The organism is Billgrantia sp. Q4P2 (assembly GCF_052806135.1).
The window spans coordinates 81,333-95,140 of the sequence record NZ_JBRBAI010000008.1 but is presented as its reverse complement, the minus strand read 5'-3'; the positions used below and the strand labels follow the sequence as shown (position 1 = coordinate 95,140).

At 63.0% G+C, this 13,808-nt stretch carries 12 protein-coding genes; 8 read left to right on the top strand and 4 right to left on the bottom strand.

Going from position 1 to position 13,808, the window contains the following annotated elements; all coding sequences use genetic code 11:
- The first annotated feature begins 13 nt into the window (after positions 1-13).
- Together ACUY1T_RS15000 and ACUY1T_RS14995 are read left to right on the top strand one after the other, a co-directional pair.
- Entirely contained in the window at positions 14-901 is an 888-nt protein-coding gene (locus ACUY1T_RS15000; protein ID WP_446024138.1) for a branched-chain amino acid ABC transporter permease, read from the top strand.
- A 4-nt stretch (positions 902-905) separates the two neighbouring features.
- Positions 906-1,889 carry a branched-chain amino acid ABC transporter permease gene (locus tag ACUY1T_RS14995; RefSeq protein WP_446024137.1) on the top strand — a complete coding sequence of 328 codons (984 nt, stop codon included), beginning with the start codon at positions 906-908 and terminating at the stop codon, positions 1,887-1,889.
- Positions 1,890-1,934: 45 nt separating this feature from the next.
- Here ACUY1T_RS14995 and ACUY1T_RS14990 read toward each other — a convergent pair whose 3' ends face one another.
- On the bottom strand, positions 1,935-2,840 hold the full coding sequence (locus ACUY1T_RS14990) for a LysR substrate-binding domain-containing protein (protein ID WP_446024135.1): 906 nt from the start codon (positions 2,838-2,840) through the stop codon (positions 1,935-1,937).
- A 128-nt stretch (positions 2,841-2,968) separates the two neighbouring features.
- Here ACUY1T_RS14990 and ACUY1T_RS14985 point away from each other — a divergent pair, with 128 nt between their 5' ends.
- Genes ACUY1T_RS14985 through mtgA form a run of 3 tightly spaced genes read left to right on the top strand, consistent with a single transcriptional unit; the run spans position 2,969 to position 5,691 of the window.
- On the top strand, positions 2,969-4,078 hold the full coding sequence (locus tag ACUY1T_RS14985; RefSeq protein ID WP_446024133.1) for an S-(hydroxymethyl)glutathione dehydrogenase/class III alcohol dehydrogenase: 1,110 nt from the start codon (positions 2,969-2,971) through the stop codon (positions 4,076-4,078).
- Positions 4,079-4,098: 20 nt separating this feature from the next.
- Positions 4,099-4,953 carry an S-formylglutathione hydrolase gene (gene fghA / locus ACUY1T_RS14980; protein ID WP_446024132.1) on the top strand — a complete coding sequence of 285 codons (855 nt, stop codon included), beginning with the start codon at positions 4,099-4,101 and terminating at the stop codon, positions 4,951-4,953.
- A 24-nt stretch (positions 4,954-4,977) separates the two neighbouring features.
- On the top strand, positions 4,978-5,691 hold the full coding sequence (mtgA, locus tag ACUY1T_RS14975) for a monofunctional biosynthetic peptidoglycan transglycosylase (protein WP_446024130.1): 714 nt from the start codon (positions 4,978-4,980) through the stop codon (positions 5,689-5,691).
- 29 nt (positions 5,692-5,720) lie between these two features.
- Here the strand turns inward: mtgA and ACUY1T_RS14970 are convergent, their stop codons facing one another.
- Entirely contained in the window at positions 5,721-6,635 is a 915-nt protein-coding gene (locus ACUY1T_RS14970) for a DMT family transporter (RefSeq protein ID WP_446024128.1), read from the bottom strand.
- Positions 6,636-6,846: 211 nt separating this feature from the next.
- On the opposite strand from ACUY1T_RS14970, the gene ACUY1T_RS14965 reads away from it, so the two are divergent.
- The 3 genes from ACUY1T_RS14965 (at position 6,847) to ACUY1T_RS14955 (ending at position 10,019) form a co-directional block, all read left to right on the top strand.
- Positions 6,847-7,239 carry a DUF4168 domain-containing protein gene (locus ACUY1T_RS14965; RefSeq protein WP_446024126.1) on the top strand — a complete coding sequence of 131 codons (393 nt, stop codon included), beginning with the start codon at positions 6,847-6,849 and terminating at the stop codon, positions 7,237-7,239.
- A 134-nt stretch (positions 7,240-7,373) separates the two neighbouring features.
- Entirely contained in the window at positions 7,374-9,290 is a 1,917-nt protein-coding gene (locus ACUY1T_RS14960; protein WP_446024125.1) for a DUF294 nucleotidyltransferase-like domain-containing protein, read from the top strand.
- Between the two features lie 3 nt (positions 9,291-9,293).
- Positions 9,294-10,019, top strand: a complete 726-nt coding sequence (locus tag ACUY1T_RS14955; RefSeq protein ID WP_446024124.1) for a 3'-5' exonuclease — start codon at positions 9,294-9,296, stop codon at positions 10,017-10,019.
- Positions 10,020-10,078: 59 nt separating this feature from the next.
- Here ACUY1T_RS14955 and ACUY1T_RS14950 read toward each other — a convergent pair whose 3' ends face one another.
- Positions 10,079-11,863 carry a putative bifunctional diguanylate cyclase/phosphodiesterase gene (locus tag ACUY1T_RS14950; RefSeq protein WP_446024122.1) on the bottom strand — a complete coding sequence of 595 codons (1,785 nt, stop codon included), beginning with the start codon at positions 11,861-11,863 and terminating at the stop codon, positions 10,079-10,081.
- Positions 11,864-12,095: 232 nt separating this feature from the next.
- Positions 12,096-13,775 carry a BCCT family transporter gene (locus ACUY1T_RS14945; RefSeq protein WP_446024121.1) on the bottom strand — a complete coding sequence of 560 codons (1,680 nt, stop codon included), beginning with the start codon at positions 13,773-13,775 and terminating at the stop codon, positions 12,096-12,098.
- Positions 13,776-13,808 lie beyond the last annotated feature (33 nt).

Here is a 13,808-nt window from a genome sequence, read left to right as displayed (position 1 = left end):
AGGAGAACCTGACATGACGATGATATTCGGCGTGCCGTTGGCGGTGTTCATGGGCCAGCTGCTGCTGGGGCTGATCAACGGCGCCTTCTACGCCTTGCTGAGCCTCGGGTTGGCGGTAATCTTCGGCTTGCTGAAGATCGTCAACTTCGCTCACGGGGCCATGTACATGCTGGGGGCTTTCGCCACGCTGCTGGGCATGCGCTACCTGGGCATCAATTACTGGGCGGCACTGCTGCTGGCGCCGCTGGTGGTGGGTCTGTTCGGTATGCTGATCGAGCGGGTGCTGTTGCGCCGCATCGGTCATCTCGACCATCTCTACGGGCTGCTGCTGACCTTTGGTCTGGCGTTGATCTTCGAGGGTACGCTGGTCAACTTCTTCGGTGTTTCGGGGGCGCGCTACCCGACGCCCGAAGCGCTGCAGGGCGGCTACCAGACCGGCTTCATGTTCCTACCCAAGTACCGGGCCTGGGTGCTGCTGGCGGCCATCGTGGTCTGTTTCGGCACCTGGTACATGATCGAGCGGACACGGCTTGGTGCCTATCTGCGTGCCGGCACGGAGAACCCGGCGCTGATGCAGGCCTTCGGTGTCAATGTGCCGCTGCTGGTAACGCTGACCTATGGCTTCGGTGTCGCGCTTGCTGCCTTCGCCGGCGTGCTGGCCGCGCCGCTCTACCCGGTTTCGCCGACCATGGGCTCCAACCTGCTGATCGTGGTCTTCGCGGTGGTGGTCATCGGCGGCATGGGTTCCATATTGGGAGCCGTCGTAACGGGGCTTGCAATGGGGTTGATCGAGGGCCTGACCAAGGTGTATTACCCCGAGGCAGCCAACACCGTAATTTTCCTGGTGATGATCCTGGTGCTTCTGCTCAGGCCCGCCGGGCTCTTCGGCAAGGAGGCATGACGACATGGCCACGACCCAAACCATGACGCCGTCCATGAAGCGTGAGCGTCGCGCCAACCTGCGTCGCAATGCCTTCTACCTGGTACTGATCGCGATCGGCCTGGTAGCCCCCTTCGTCGCCTATCCGGTGTTCCTGATGAAGGTGCTGTGCTTCGCCCTGTTTGCCTGCGCCTTCAACCTGCTGCTGGGGTATGCCGGTCTGCTCTCCTTCGGCCATGCGGCCTTCCTGGCCACCGGTGGCTACGTGACCGGCTATCTGCTGTCGAGCTATCCGGCACTGACCCCCGAAATGGGCATTCTCACCGGTACGGCTGCTGCCGTGGTGCTGGGCGCCATCTTCGGGGCGTTGTCGATTCGGCGGCAGGGTATCTACTTCGCCATGGTCACCCTGGCCCTGGCACAGCTGATGTTCTTCTTCTATATCCAGGCACCCTTCACCGGCGGTGAGGACGGCCTGCATGGCGTGCCGCGCGGTCAGCTGTTCGGCTTCATCAGCCTGCGCAACAATTTCGCCATGTACTATTTCGTCTTTGCGGTCTTCCTGTTTGGCTTTGCCCTGATCCAGCGTACCGTGCATTCGCCGTTCGGCCAGGTGCTCAAGGCGATCCGCGAGAACGAGCCGCGTGCCGTATCGCTCGGCTATAACGTCGATGCCTACAAGCTGGTGGCATTCATCCTTTCAGCGGGGCTGGCCGGTCTGGCAGGTTCCACCAAGACGGTGGTGTTCCAGCTCGCCTCTCTGACCGATGCCCACTGGCACATGTCGGGCGAGGTGATTTTGATGACGCTGCTCGGTGGCGTGGGGACTCTGTTCGGCCCAGTGATGGGAGCGGGGCTGGTGATCAGCCTGCAGCATCTGCTGGCGCAGTCGCCGCTGGGCAACTGGGTCGGCCCGATCCTGGGCATCATCTTCGTGCTCTGCGTACTCAGCTTCCGCAGCGGTATCGTGGGCGAGGCGATGAAGATATACCGCAAGAACTTCAAGTAAGGTTGATGGCAGGCCTCTTCCTGGCGCCCCGCGGGGCGCCTTTTTTCATTCCCGTGTCGTGGAGCAGGCTCGCTCCAGGCTGGCGGGAAGATTCTCGACCAGATAGTCGAGGAACTGGCGCACCTTGGCGGCATGCTGGCGATGCCGCGGCATGACCGCCCATACCCCCGCATCGCGACATTGAAAGCGGGACAGCACTTCGATCAGTTCCCCGCTGGCAAGGTAGGGCATGACGTAGTAGTCGGGCAGTTGCGCCAGCCCCAGACCCTTTAGCGCTGCATCGAGCAGTGCGAGGCCCGAGTTGGCCTGCCAGGGACCCTGCACGCGTATTTCACGGTGCAGCCCCTCGATGTCGAAGCGCCACTGATCGCGGGTGCCGATCAAGCAGCGATGATGCACCAGTTCCGCTACCGAGTGAGGCTGCGATACGCCCTGGAAGTAGTCAGGGGAGGCGACGACGTATTCGCGCCGCTCGCACAAGCGGCGCGCCACCAGCGTTGAATCCTGCAGGGTGCCCATGCGAATGACTACATCGTAGCCCTCGTCGATGACATCCACTTGGCGGTTGGTCAGGTGAAGGCGCATCTCGAGCTGAGGGTGCAGACGCAGGAAGTCGTTCACCAGCGGGGCGAGGAAACGCTCGCCGAAGGTAGTGGCACAGCTGAGCTGGAGCACGCCGTGGGGACGATCCTGCAGGCTCTGCAGATCGGTTTCGGCATCGCGAAAGCCGTCGAGTAGCTCACGGCAGCGGGCATAATAGCGCTCACCTGCGTCGGTTAGGTGAATTTGACGCGTGGTTCGATAAAGCAGCGGCAGGCCCAGCTCTTGCTCGAGTTGGGCCACTTGCCGGCTAATATGTGAGTTGGATACGTGGAGTTGGCGTGCCGCCGCGGCAAAGGTGCCCAGTCTGACCACTTCCACGAAGGCTTCGATACCATCCCAGTGGGCCATGAGAACTCCATCGTTGCACACCTGGAATAATGTTGTGTCGTTGTTTCTATATCATCATAACGCTGGGCGCACCTAGACTGATAGAGATCGTTTACAAACGGATCGTTACAAACCATCAGGAGATCAGTATGAAGTCGCGTGCCGCCGTTGCTCTCGAAGCGGGCAAACCCCTCGAACTCACCGAGATCGATGTCCAGGACCCCAAGGCTGGGGAAGTCTTGGTGCGCATCGCCGCGACCAGCGTCTGCCACACCGACGCCTTCACGCTTTCGGGCGCCGACCCGGAGGGGCTGTTCCCCTCGGTGCTGGGCCACGAGGGCGCCGGCATCGTCGAGGCAGTGGGCGAAGGGGTCACCAGCCTCCAGCCCGGCGATCACGTCATCCCGCTCTATACCGCCGAGTGCGGCAAGTGCAAGTTCTGCCGCTCGGGCAAGACCAACCTGTGCCAGGCGGTACGCGCCACCCAGGGCCAGGGCCTGATGCCCGACGGCACCTCGCGCTTCTCGCTCGACGGCCAGATGCTGCACCACTACATGGGCTGCTCGACCTTCAGCGAGTACACCGTACTGCCCGAGGTCTCCCTGGCCAAGGTCTCCCAGGAGGCGCCGCTGGACAAGATCTGCCTGCTCGGCTGCGGCGTGACCACCGGCATCGGCGCGGTGCTCAACACCGCCAAGGTCGAGCCGGGCTCCACCGTCGCCGTGTTCGGCCTGGGGGCCATCGGCCTGGCGGTGATCCAGGGCGCGCAGATGGCCAAGGCCAGCCGCATCATCGCCATCGACGTCAACCCGGACAAGTTCGAGCTGGCGCGCCAGTTCGGTGCCACCGACTTCGTCAATCCCAAGGACCACTCGGACCCGATCCAGCAGGTGATCGTCGACCTGACCGACGGTGGGGTCGACTACTCCTTCGAGTGCATCGGCAACGTCAACGTGATGCGCTCGGCGCTGGAGTGCTGCCACAAGGGTTGGGGCGAGTCGGTGATCATCGGCGTGGCCGGGGCCGGCGAAGAGATCTCGACGCGGCCGTTCCAGCTGGTGACGGGCCGGGTGTGGCGCGGCTCGGCGTTCGGCGGGGTGAAGGGGCGCAGCGAGCTGCCCGGCTACGTGCAGCGCTACATGGACGGCGAGATCAAGATCGACGAGTTCATCACCCACGAGATGCCGTTCGAGAAGATCAACGAGGCGTTCGAGCTGCTGCACGAGGGCAAGAGCATACGTACCGTGCTTCGCTTTTAACACCGCGAGGAGACCGAACCATGACCATGACCGAGAACCTCGAGCCGATATCGAGCAACAAGAGCTTCGGCGGCTGGCACAAGCGTTACCGGCATCGCTCGCGGGCGCTGGATTGCGAGATGGAGTTCGCCATCTACCTGCCGCCGCAGGCCGAGACCGAGCGTGTGCCCTTGCTGTGGTGGCTGTCGGGCCTGACCTGCACGGATGAGAACTTCATGCAGAAGGCGGGGGCACATCGCATGGCTGCGGAGCTCGGCATTGCTATCGTCTGCCCCGATACCAGCCCGCGAGGTACCGACCTGCCGGGTGAGCACGACAGCTATGATTTCGGCTCGGGAGCGGGTTTCTACGTCAATGCCACCCAGGAGCCCTGGAAGCGGCACTATCGCATGTACGACTACGTGGCCGAGGAGCTGCCCTCGGTGGTGCGACAGCATTTTCCGGTCAATGGCCGGGAGGCGATCAGCGGCCACTCGATGGGCGGCCACGGGGCGCTGATCCTGGCGCTACGTCGCCCCGGGCACTATCGTTCGGTGTCGGCCTTCTCGCCGATCGTCAATCCCACCCAGTGCCCATGGGGGCGCAAGGCCTTCCGCGAGTACCTGGGCGACGATCCCGGTGCCTGGACGCAGTACGATACCTGCGAGCTGGTGGCCAAGGGCGCTTCCAGCCAGCATCTCTTCATCGATCAGGGTGAGGCCGATCAGTTCCTGGAGGAGCAGCTCAAGCCGGAGCGACTCGAGGCCGTATGCGATGAACACGATCACCCCCTGACGCTGCGCCGTCAGCCGGGGTATGATCATAGCTATTTCTTCATCGCTACCTTCATCGAGGATCACCTGCGTTACCATGCCGAGCACCTCCACAAGCGCTGAGCGCTCCACCCGCCAGGGTGGCGCATGATCCAAGACTTGCTGTATCGCGCGCTACGTTGGGCGGCCCTTGTCGGGGCCGCCTTCGTCGTACTGTCCATTGTCCTGGTGATGCTGCTGCGGCACGTGCCCGTATACGGCTCCATGGTGATGCTGGAGCGCAAGGTCGAGGCCTGGGTGGCCGGTGAGTCGCTGCCCATCCAGCATCAGTGGCGCCCTTGGGAGGAACTCTCCGACCACGCCAAGCTGGCGGTGATCGCCGCCGAGGATCAACGCTTCGCCGTGCACCGTGGCTTCGACGTGGACGAGATGCGTCGGGCGTGGGAGGCGAGCCGCAACGGATCGAGGCTGCGAGGGGCCAGCACCATCAGTCAGCAAACCGCCAAGAACCTGTTCCTGTGGACGGGCCGCAGCTGGGTACGCAAGGGGTTCGAAGCCTGGTTCACCGTGCTGATCGAGGCGCTATGGCCGAAGCAGCGCATCCTCGAGGTTTACCTCAATATCGTCGAGTGGGACCAGGGTGTGTTCGGCCTGGAGGCTGCCGGGCAGCACTATTTCGGCATATCGGCCGATCGCCTGAACGAGGTGCACGCCAGCCGCCTGGCGGCGATCCTGCCCAATCCCAGGGCCTGGAGTGCCAGCAGGCCGGGGCCCCACGTGGAACGCCGCAGCCAGTGGATTCGCCAGCAGATGCGCAACCTCGGCGGGTCGCGTTACCTCGAGGAGTTGGCGGCCAATTGAACCTGTTTTTGCCGGTGGAATACCCGAACCTACCGGCGTCCCTGGCTGCGTGCCGCGAGAACTACCCCCACGATAGTGATGGCCATGCCGACCAGTGCCATCAGCGGCAGACGCTCGTCGAACAGCCACCAGGCCTGCAGGGCCGTGACGGGTGGCACCAGGTAGAAGAGGCTGGCCACGCGTGAGGCTTCGCCGCGCCGGATCAGCGCCATCAGCAGCAGGATGGCGGCGATGGAGAGTACCAGCACGAGCCAGCCCAGGGTCAGTACGAAGGTGGTGGTCCACTCGATGTGGCGTTCCTCGAGCAGCAGGGCACCGAGGCCGAGCAGGACGCTGGCAGAGAGATACTGCACCACCGTGCCCGAGAGCAGCGGCATACCGGTGCAGAACCGCTTCTGGTAGAGCGTGCCCAGGGTAATGCCTGCCAGTGCGACGAGCACGCAAGCCAGAGCCCCGAGACCGAAGCCGTGGAACAGGGCGGTACCTGGGTCGAGCTTGCTGCCCAGTACCATGGCGATGCCGGCCAGCCCCAGGCTCAGCCCCAGCCATTGAATCGCGGTGATGCGTTCGCCAAGCAGTGGGCCTGCCAGGGTCGCCGTCAGCAGCGGCTGCAAGCCGACCAGCAGTGCCGTGAGACCTGCCGGCATGCCCAGATAGATGCCGTAGAAGACGCCGCCCAGATAGGCCGCGTGCACGAGCAGACCCGATACGGCAATATGTCCCCTCAATTTCCAGCTTGCCGGCCAGGTGCTTCCCATCATCTTTACCAAGGGAACCAGCAGGGCGAGGGTCAACACGAAGCGAACGAACAGGAAGGTGAAAGGCTCGGCATGGGGTAGGCCGAACTTGGCGCCAATGAATCCGGTACTCCACAGGGCCACGAACAGCACCGGCATGCTGGCCAGCAGCACGGCATCGAGACGAGAGTCGGCAGACGTCGTCATGGAAAAGGGATCCTTGTGCACGGCAATCGAGCTGTGACGATACTTGGTTGGCGGAGCGGACGAAAGCTAGCAGGTTAACTTTTTATCGAAGCGTTTCGCCGTGGAATGCACAGCCAATGAATCTTTACATCACGTAACATAAAAAACTGAACTCCGTTCATTCTCCTCCGTCAGAATCTCTACATTCACGGCAACACCCTTGGAGGTATTCATGCAACGGATCACTGCACTGTTCTCGGCCGCCCTGCTCACTGCTGGGCTGATGACCGTACAGGCGCAAGCTCAGCAAGACCCCGCCCAGGACCCGGCAGCCGGCCAGCCGCAGGCGCAGGCACCGGCGCAGGATTTCAGCGATGACCAGCTTCAACAGTTTGCCGACGCCTCTCAGGACATCGCCGTGATCTCGCAGGAGTACACCGAGCGCCTGCATGCGGCTGAAGACGAGCAGACCCAGCAGGAAGTCCGTATGGAGGCCAACGACAGGATGGTCGAAGTGGTCGAGGAGAATGGCCTCGACGTGGATACCTTCAACGCCATCGGTCATGCCATCCAACAGGATCCGGAGCTGATGCAGCGCGTGCAGCAGATGGCCGAGCAGTCGTAAGCCGACCGCCTTCCCATCGAAGCGAGAAAGGCCACCTGCGGGTGGCCTTTCTTGTGTCGGGAACCGGTAGGCCTTTACCCTCTGGTCTAGGGTATGATGGATGCTCGGTATCGCCAGCGGGAGCCAGACAGGACATGGACGCGGAACTACTCGAGATTCGGCAGCACATGGGGCGCTTCCCCCCCTTCGATACCCTCGACGATGAGCTGCTCGACAGCGTGGCCGGACAGGTCGAGGTGGGCTATTTCCAGGCCGGTTCCGACATTCTCCAGCTCGACCAGGAACTCCATGAGCTGTGCTATATCCGCAGTGGTGCGGTGGAGGTCCGGCGGCGCACGGGCGACCTCTATGATCGCCTGGGCGAAGGTGACATCTTTGGCCATTTCAGCCTGCTGAGAAACAACCGGGTACGCTTCCCGGCCCGCGCCCTGGAAGACACCCTGATCTACTACATCCCCGAAACGGTCTTCCAGCGCCTGTGTGAGGCCGACGAACATTTTGGCGATTTCGTGGAACTGGAGCGCCCGCGGCTGGAAGCGGCGGTGGAAGAGCACAAGAAAGCCAACGACATGATGATCACCCGGGTGCGCAAGCTGCTCACACGCTACCCGGTGATGGTCGAAGCGGGAACTTCGGTACAGGAGGCGGCACGCCAGATCACCGCTGCCCAGGCCTCGGCGGCGCTGATACTCGACGAACCAGACGACGATCCGCGGTATACCTTCACCGATAGCGAGGATCGTCCCTGGCGTTTACGTGGCATTCTGACCGACAGCGACTTTCGCACCCGTATCGTGGCCGAGGGGCTGCCTCCCGATACGCCCGTAGGTGAGCTGGCGGGTGGGCGAGTGATCACCATTCAGTCGGATGAATCGGTACACGAAGCCATGCTTTGCATGCTGCGCAACAACATTCATCACTTGCCGGTGCTGTATCGGCGCCGGCCGGTGGGTGTCGTTCATCTTTCCGACATCATCCGCTACGAGACCCACAGCAGCCTGTACCTGGTCAGCAACATCTTTCATCAGTCCAGCATCGAAGGGTTGGCCCGACTGGCGCCCGACGTGCGTGCTGCGTTCATCCGCATGGTGGAGGAAGGCGCCAACTCGCAAATGGTCGGCAGCGCCCTGTCTACCATCGGGCGCAGCTTCGTGAGGCGCCTGCTGGAGCTGGCCGAGGAAGCGCTGGGGCCGCCGCCCGTGGCGTATTGCTTCATGGTCAATGGCTCCATGGCGCGCAACGAGCAAACCATCGTCACCGACCAGGACAATGCGCTGGTGCTCGCCGACGATTTCGAGCCGGCCGTGCACGACGCCTATTTCGCCAGCCTGGCGCAGTTCGTCAGTGATGGCCTGGCTGCCTGCGGTTATGCCTATTGCAAGGGCGAGGTAATGGCGACCAATCCCCAGTGGCGCCAACCCGTGTCGGTATGGAAGCGCTATTTCACCGAGTGGATAGAGTCGCCCACGCCGGAGCGGCTGCTGCACTGTTCGATCTTTTTCGATCTCGATAGCGCCTATGGCGAGGAAGCCTACATCGAACAGCTGCAGGACTTGATTGCTCAGAAGGCACCGAAGAGCCCACGTTTCCTGGCGGCAGTGGCGCGCAACGCGTTGAACCGTACGCCGCCGCTGGGCTTCTTTCGTACCTTCGTGATGGAGAAGGATGGCAAGCACAATAACTCGATCAACCTCAAGCGCCGGGGGACGGCTCCGCTGGTCGATCTGATCCGTGTGCATGCGCTGGCCTGCGGGTCGCGTGCCCAGAACAGCTTCGAGCGGCTGGACGACATCGCCGCCACTCAGCTACTGGCCCCGGGCGTGGGCGACAAGCTGCGCTATGCCATGGAGCTACTCTCCATGGTGCGAATTCGCCATCAGGTCTTCGACCTGCAGCAGGAGCATGAGCCGGACAACAACGTCGAGCCAGAGAACGTCGCCGACAGTGAGCGCCATCACTTGAAGGATGCCTTCCAGGTGCTGAGCCACGCCCAGAAATTCCTCAAGTACCGCTATCCGGTGCCTGCGCGTACTGGCCGGGCGGCGCGCTGAGCCATGCTATCCCACCGAGTTACAGCGCGTTCGCATGGCCATGAGTGGCCTGCCTATCTGCAGCAACGGGCAGCCGAAGCGCAGGACCCCCTGCTGCGGCGTTTCTTTGCTGCGGATTGGCCAGCACCCGACACTCCCATCGGCGAGGCGCCACTGGTGGCCCTGGACCTGGAAACCACCGGCCTCGACGTCCAGCGCCATGCCATCGTCAGCATCGGTCTGGTTCCCTTCAGCCTGAAGCGAATCCCTCTGGCCAAGCGGCGCTATTGGGTCGTGCGCCCCAGTGGGCCGCTGTTCGAGGCCTCGATAGCCTATCACCACATCACGCACTCGGAAGTGGCCAAGGCGCCTGACCTGGAGGAGATCCTGCCCGAGCTGCTCGAGGCTCTGGCGGGGCGGGTTGTCGTGGTGCACTTTCGTCACATCGAGCGGCCGTTTCTCTTCGATGCGGTCAAGGCCAGGCTGGGGGCGGGGATCCGGTTTCCGATGATCGATACCATGTCGCTGGAGGCGCGACTCTATCGGCTTTCGCTGTGGTCGCGGCTGAGACGCTGGATGCGGCGGCCGCCCGTTTCGATACGCCTGGGTGACAGTCGGCGGCGCTATGGCCTGCCTGATTATCAGGGGCATCACGCCATGGTCGATGCATTGGCAACTGCCGAGTTGTTCCAAGCCCAGGTGGCGAAGTATTACGGCCCTACGCTCCCCGTCAGCGCCCTGTGGACCTAGCTGCCATCGCTCGTCGACTTTTCAGCCATGACCAGGCGGCTCGCTCGGCTGGTGTTGGCTCATAGCCAGAGTTCGGCGAAGGTATCGCCATCCACGGGGCGACCGAAGTGGAAGCCCTGGACGCCGGTGCAGCCCAGCGCACGCAAGGCCTCGGCCTGCTCGGCGGCCTCGACGCCTTCGGCCACCGTCAGCATGCCCAGGGTCTGGGCCATGGCAATGATGGTCGAGACGATGGCATGGTCGTGGCTGCTCTTGAGCATGTCCTGAACGAAGGACATGTCGATTTTCAGGGTATCGGCGGCAAAACGCTTGAGATAGGACAGCGAGGAATAGCCCGTACCGAAGTCGTCGATCGCCAGACTGAAGCCCGCCTTGCACAGGGCCCGGGTGATTCGCACCGTCTGCTCGGGGTTGCGCATCAAGCCGCTTTCGGTGAGTTCCAGCCCCAGCTTGCCTGGGGGCACTCGGGTGGCGACACGCTGGATGTGCTCGGCCAGGCGTGGGTCGTCCATCTGCTGGGCCGAGACGTTGACGCTCAGCCGTCCGGGAAACGGCTTGCCTTGGCGCTCCCAGGTCATGAGCTGTTGGCAAGCGGCCTCCAGCACCCATTCGCCCAAGGCGCAGATAAGACCTTGCTCTTCCGCCAGTGGGATGAAGGTGCCGGGACTGACGTGCCCCAGGATTTCATCGTGCCAGCGGCACAGGGCCTCTGCGCCGGTCAGCTTGCCCGTCTTGAGGCTGAACTGGGGCTGGAAGGCGAGCGTTAGCTTGCCCTTGGCCAAGGCCTCGCTGAAGCGTAGCTGCAGCAGCTCGTACTGGTGGAGTTCGTCCGCCATGGTGGCGGTGAAGAAGCGGGTGCGGCTAGTGTCTTGCTTGGCGTGATTGAGCGCGATGCTGGCATGCTGGAACAGCGATTGAGCATTGTCGGCATCGCGGGGGAACAGCGCCGCGCCAACGCTGGCGGAAATCGAAAAGCTTCGCTCCGACAGCTGGATCGGCGCGGTGAGGCTGTTGCGATAACGCTCGATGGCGTGAGCCATGGCGGCCGGCCGGGTGTCGGTGAGCAGTACCATGAACTCATCGCCTCCCAGCCGGGCGACGAACTCGCCGGGTTCGGCCTGGGCGCCGAAGCGACCGGCGATTTCGGCCAGCATGAGGTCGCCCAGTTCGTGTCCCTGGGTATCGTTGATCTGACGAAAGCGCTGCAGGTCGAGATAGAGCAGGCCCAGGCTGTTGCCACGCAAGCGGGCCTGTTCGCAGGCCTCTTCCAGCCGCTCCATGAAGTAGCGCCGGTTGGGCAAGCCCGTGACGCTATCCCAGTAGATGAGCTGCTGGATACGATAGTCGCTGCTGCGACGCTTCTCCTCTTCTGCCCGTCGCGCCATCTCGGCGCCTGCTTGGGCTGCGGCGATGCGCAACACTTCCGGGGCGTAGGCGGCCAACTCGAGGGGGTGGCTGGAGAGCACGGCGAGCAGGCCGACGAGGTGCCCCTGTGGTGCGCGTAGCGGAATGCCGACGTAGCTTTCGACTCCCAGCTCCTGCAGCATCGTATCGTCTGGAAAGCGTTGACAGACGCCGTCGGTAAATTCGCAGACTTCGTCATTCAGCACGTGCTCGCATGGCGTGCCTGCCAGCGTATAGACCGAAGTGGGTTGCAGTGAGCCTCGTGACCAGAAGGCGACGGTGCGGATGGAGGCCTCATCGGAAAGCAGCTTGCCGATGAGCACATGCTCCCCATCGAGAATCGTGGATATGCGCTCGACCAAATGATCGAACGCCTGGGGAGTGCCGGCCTTGCCCAAGCCATCGGCGAGCAGACGAAAGGCGTCTTCGGGGGCCATCATGGGCTTAGAACGGCTCCTTAGGCATAGTTGTAATGATCTATTGAGAATATGCCCGAAGCGTTAGCGCGTTGCTAGTAGTCGATAGATGCATGAAACACTTGACGAATGGGAATTTTTTAGTCTCGGGGCGAGCCCCGTTCGGCATGCCCGGACCACGGCCGCGAATTCAAGTTCGGGGCTAGCCCGCCGACGACAGGCCGCCCACTGGGCCGCCTGTCGTCGGGCAATGGCGTCAGGTTCTCGGCTCGCTCATCAGTCCCTTGATGATGGCATAGCAGCCTACCAGCAGCACCAGGGTGAAGGGCAATCCCGTCGAGACGGCCATCGCCTGGAGGGCGGCCAGGCCGCCGCCCAGCAGCAGGGCGATGGCGATGACGCCCTCGATGATGGCCCAGAACACCCGTTGCGGCTTGGGTGCATCGACCTTGCCGCCGGCCGTGATGGTGTCGATCACCAGTGAACCGGAATCCGACGAAGTGATGAAGAACACGACCACCAGCACGATCCCCACGAACGACGTGATGGCGGTAAGTGGTAGTTCGCCGAGCATCACGAACAGCTGCAGCTCGAGGGCCGCGTCGCGCACGCCTTCGAAGCCGGTACCCACCAGTTGGTCGATGGCGGTCCCGCCAAAGGCGGTCATCCACAGTACCGAGACCAGCGAAGGCACCAGCAGTACGGCGACCAGGAATTCACGCACGCTGCGCCCCCGGCTGACACGGGCAATGAACATGCCGACGAAGGGCGACCAGGAGATCCACCAGGCCCAGTAGAAGGCGGTCCAGCCCTGGGTGAAGTTGGCATCCTCACGACCGAAGGGGTTCGACAGCGCCGGCAGGTTGACCACATAAGCCCCCAGGTTCTGGAAGAACCCGGTCAGGATCAGCAGGGTCGGACCCACCAGGATGACGAACAGCAGCAGCAGCAAGGCCAGGCCCATGTTGATCTCGGAGAGCCGGCGTACGCCCTTGTCCACCCCAGCCAGGATCGACACGATGGCCACGGCGGTGATGCCGAGAATCAGCAGTACCATGGTGGCGTCCGTCTCGGGCACGCCGAACAGGAAGCTGAGGCCGGCTGAGGCCTGCGAGGCACCGAGGCCCAGCGAAGTGGCGAGGCCGAACAGCGTGGCAAATACTGCCAGGATGTCGATGATATGCCCGGGCCAGCCCCACACCCGCTCACCCAGCAGCGGGTAGAAGATGGAGCGCATGGTCAGCGGCAGGCCCTTGTTGAACGAGAAGATGGCCAGCGCCAGGGCCACCACGGCATAGATCGCCCAGGGATGTAGCCCCCAGTGGTAGATGGTGGCGGCCATGCCCAGGCTGGCCGCGGCCGCTGGGTCGTCTGCGGCGGCACCGAGCGGAGCCCAGTCGGTGCGCACGCCATCCTCGACGGTGGTGCCACCGAGAGCCGCGCCGAAGTGCGACATCGGCTCCGATACACCGTAGAACATCAGGCCGATGCCCATGCCGGCGGCAAACAGCATGGCGAACCAGCCTGTATAGCTGAAGTCTGGTTTGGCATGCATGCCGCCGATTCGCACCTTGCCCAACGGCGACACGATCAGCGCCAGGCACAGCACTACGAAAATGTTCCCGGCGAGCAGGAAGAACCAGTCCAGGTTGCCGGTAAGCCAATTGCGCAAGGCAGTGAACAGTGGCTCCACTTCGGCCTGCAGGGCAAGGGTAATGACCACGAAGAACACTGTGACTAGTGCCGAGATGGTAAATACCTTGCCGTGCAGGTCGATGCTGAAGCCGAGCTTGTCGGTGGCCAGGTTGTCCTGGCCGATGACGTAGTCGGTGTCAATCAGATTGGCTGGCCCTTCCGGGGCAGGCACGCCCTCCGAGGGCTCTGCCCCCATGGCGCGCTCGTCGCGGTAATTGTTATCCACGTTACGCTCTCCCATTGAAACGTCGAAGGTGTGATGGTGAGGAGTGGG

Bases quoted from the DNA above. Each gene is read 5' to 3' on its own strand.
- ACUY1T_RS15000 (WP_446024138.1), top strand. From the start codon at position 14: ATGACGATGATATTCGGCGTGCCGTTGGCGGTGTTCATGGGCCAGCTG.
- ACUY1T_RS14995 (WP_446024137.1), top strand. From the start codon at position 906: ATGGCCACGACCCAAACCATGACGCCGTCCATGAAGCGTGAGCGTCGC.
- ACUY1T_RS14990 (WP_446024135.1), bottom strand. From the start codon at position 2,840: ATGGCCCACTGGGATGGTATCGAAGCCTTCGTGGAAGTGGTCAGACTG.
- ACUY1T_RS14985 (WP_446024133.1), top strand. From the start codon at position 2,969: ATGAAGTCGCGTGCCGCCGTTGCTCTCGAAGCGGGCAAACCCCTCGAA.
- fghA (WP_446024132.1), top strand. From the start codon at position 4,099: ATGACCATGACCGAGAACCTCGAGCCGATATCGAGCAACAAGAGCTTC.
- mtgA (WP_446024130.1), top strand. From the start codon at position 4,978: ATGATCCAAGACTTGCTGTATCGCGCGCTACGTTGGGCGGCCCTTGTC.
- ACUY1T_RS14970 (WP_446024128.1), bottom strand. From the start codon at position 6,635: ATGACGACGTCTGCCGACTCTCGTCTCGATGCCGTGCTGCTGGCCAGC.
- ACUY1T_RS14965 (WP_446024126.1), top strand. From the start codon at position 6,847: ATGCAACGGATCACTGCACTGTTCTCGGCCGCCCTGCTCACTGCTGGG.
- ACUY1T_RS14960 (WP_446024125.1), top strand. From the start codon at position 7,374: ATGGACGCGGAACTACTCGAGATTCGGCAGCACATGGGGCGCTTCCCC.
- ACUY1T_RS14955 (WP_446024124.1), top strand. From the start codon at position 9,294: ATGCTATCCCACCGAGTTACAGCGCGTTCGCATGGCCATGAGTGGCCT.
- ACUY1T_RS14950 (WP_446024122.1), bottom strand. From the start codon at position 11,863: ATGATGGCCCCCGAAGACGCCTTTCGTCTGCTCGCCGATGGCTTGGGC.
- ACUY1T_RS14945 (WP_446024121.1), bottom strand. From the start codon at position 13,775: ATGGGAGAGCGTAACGTGGATAACAATTACCGCGACGAGCGCGCCATG.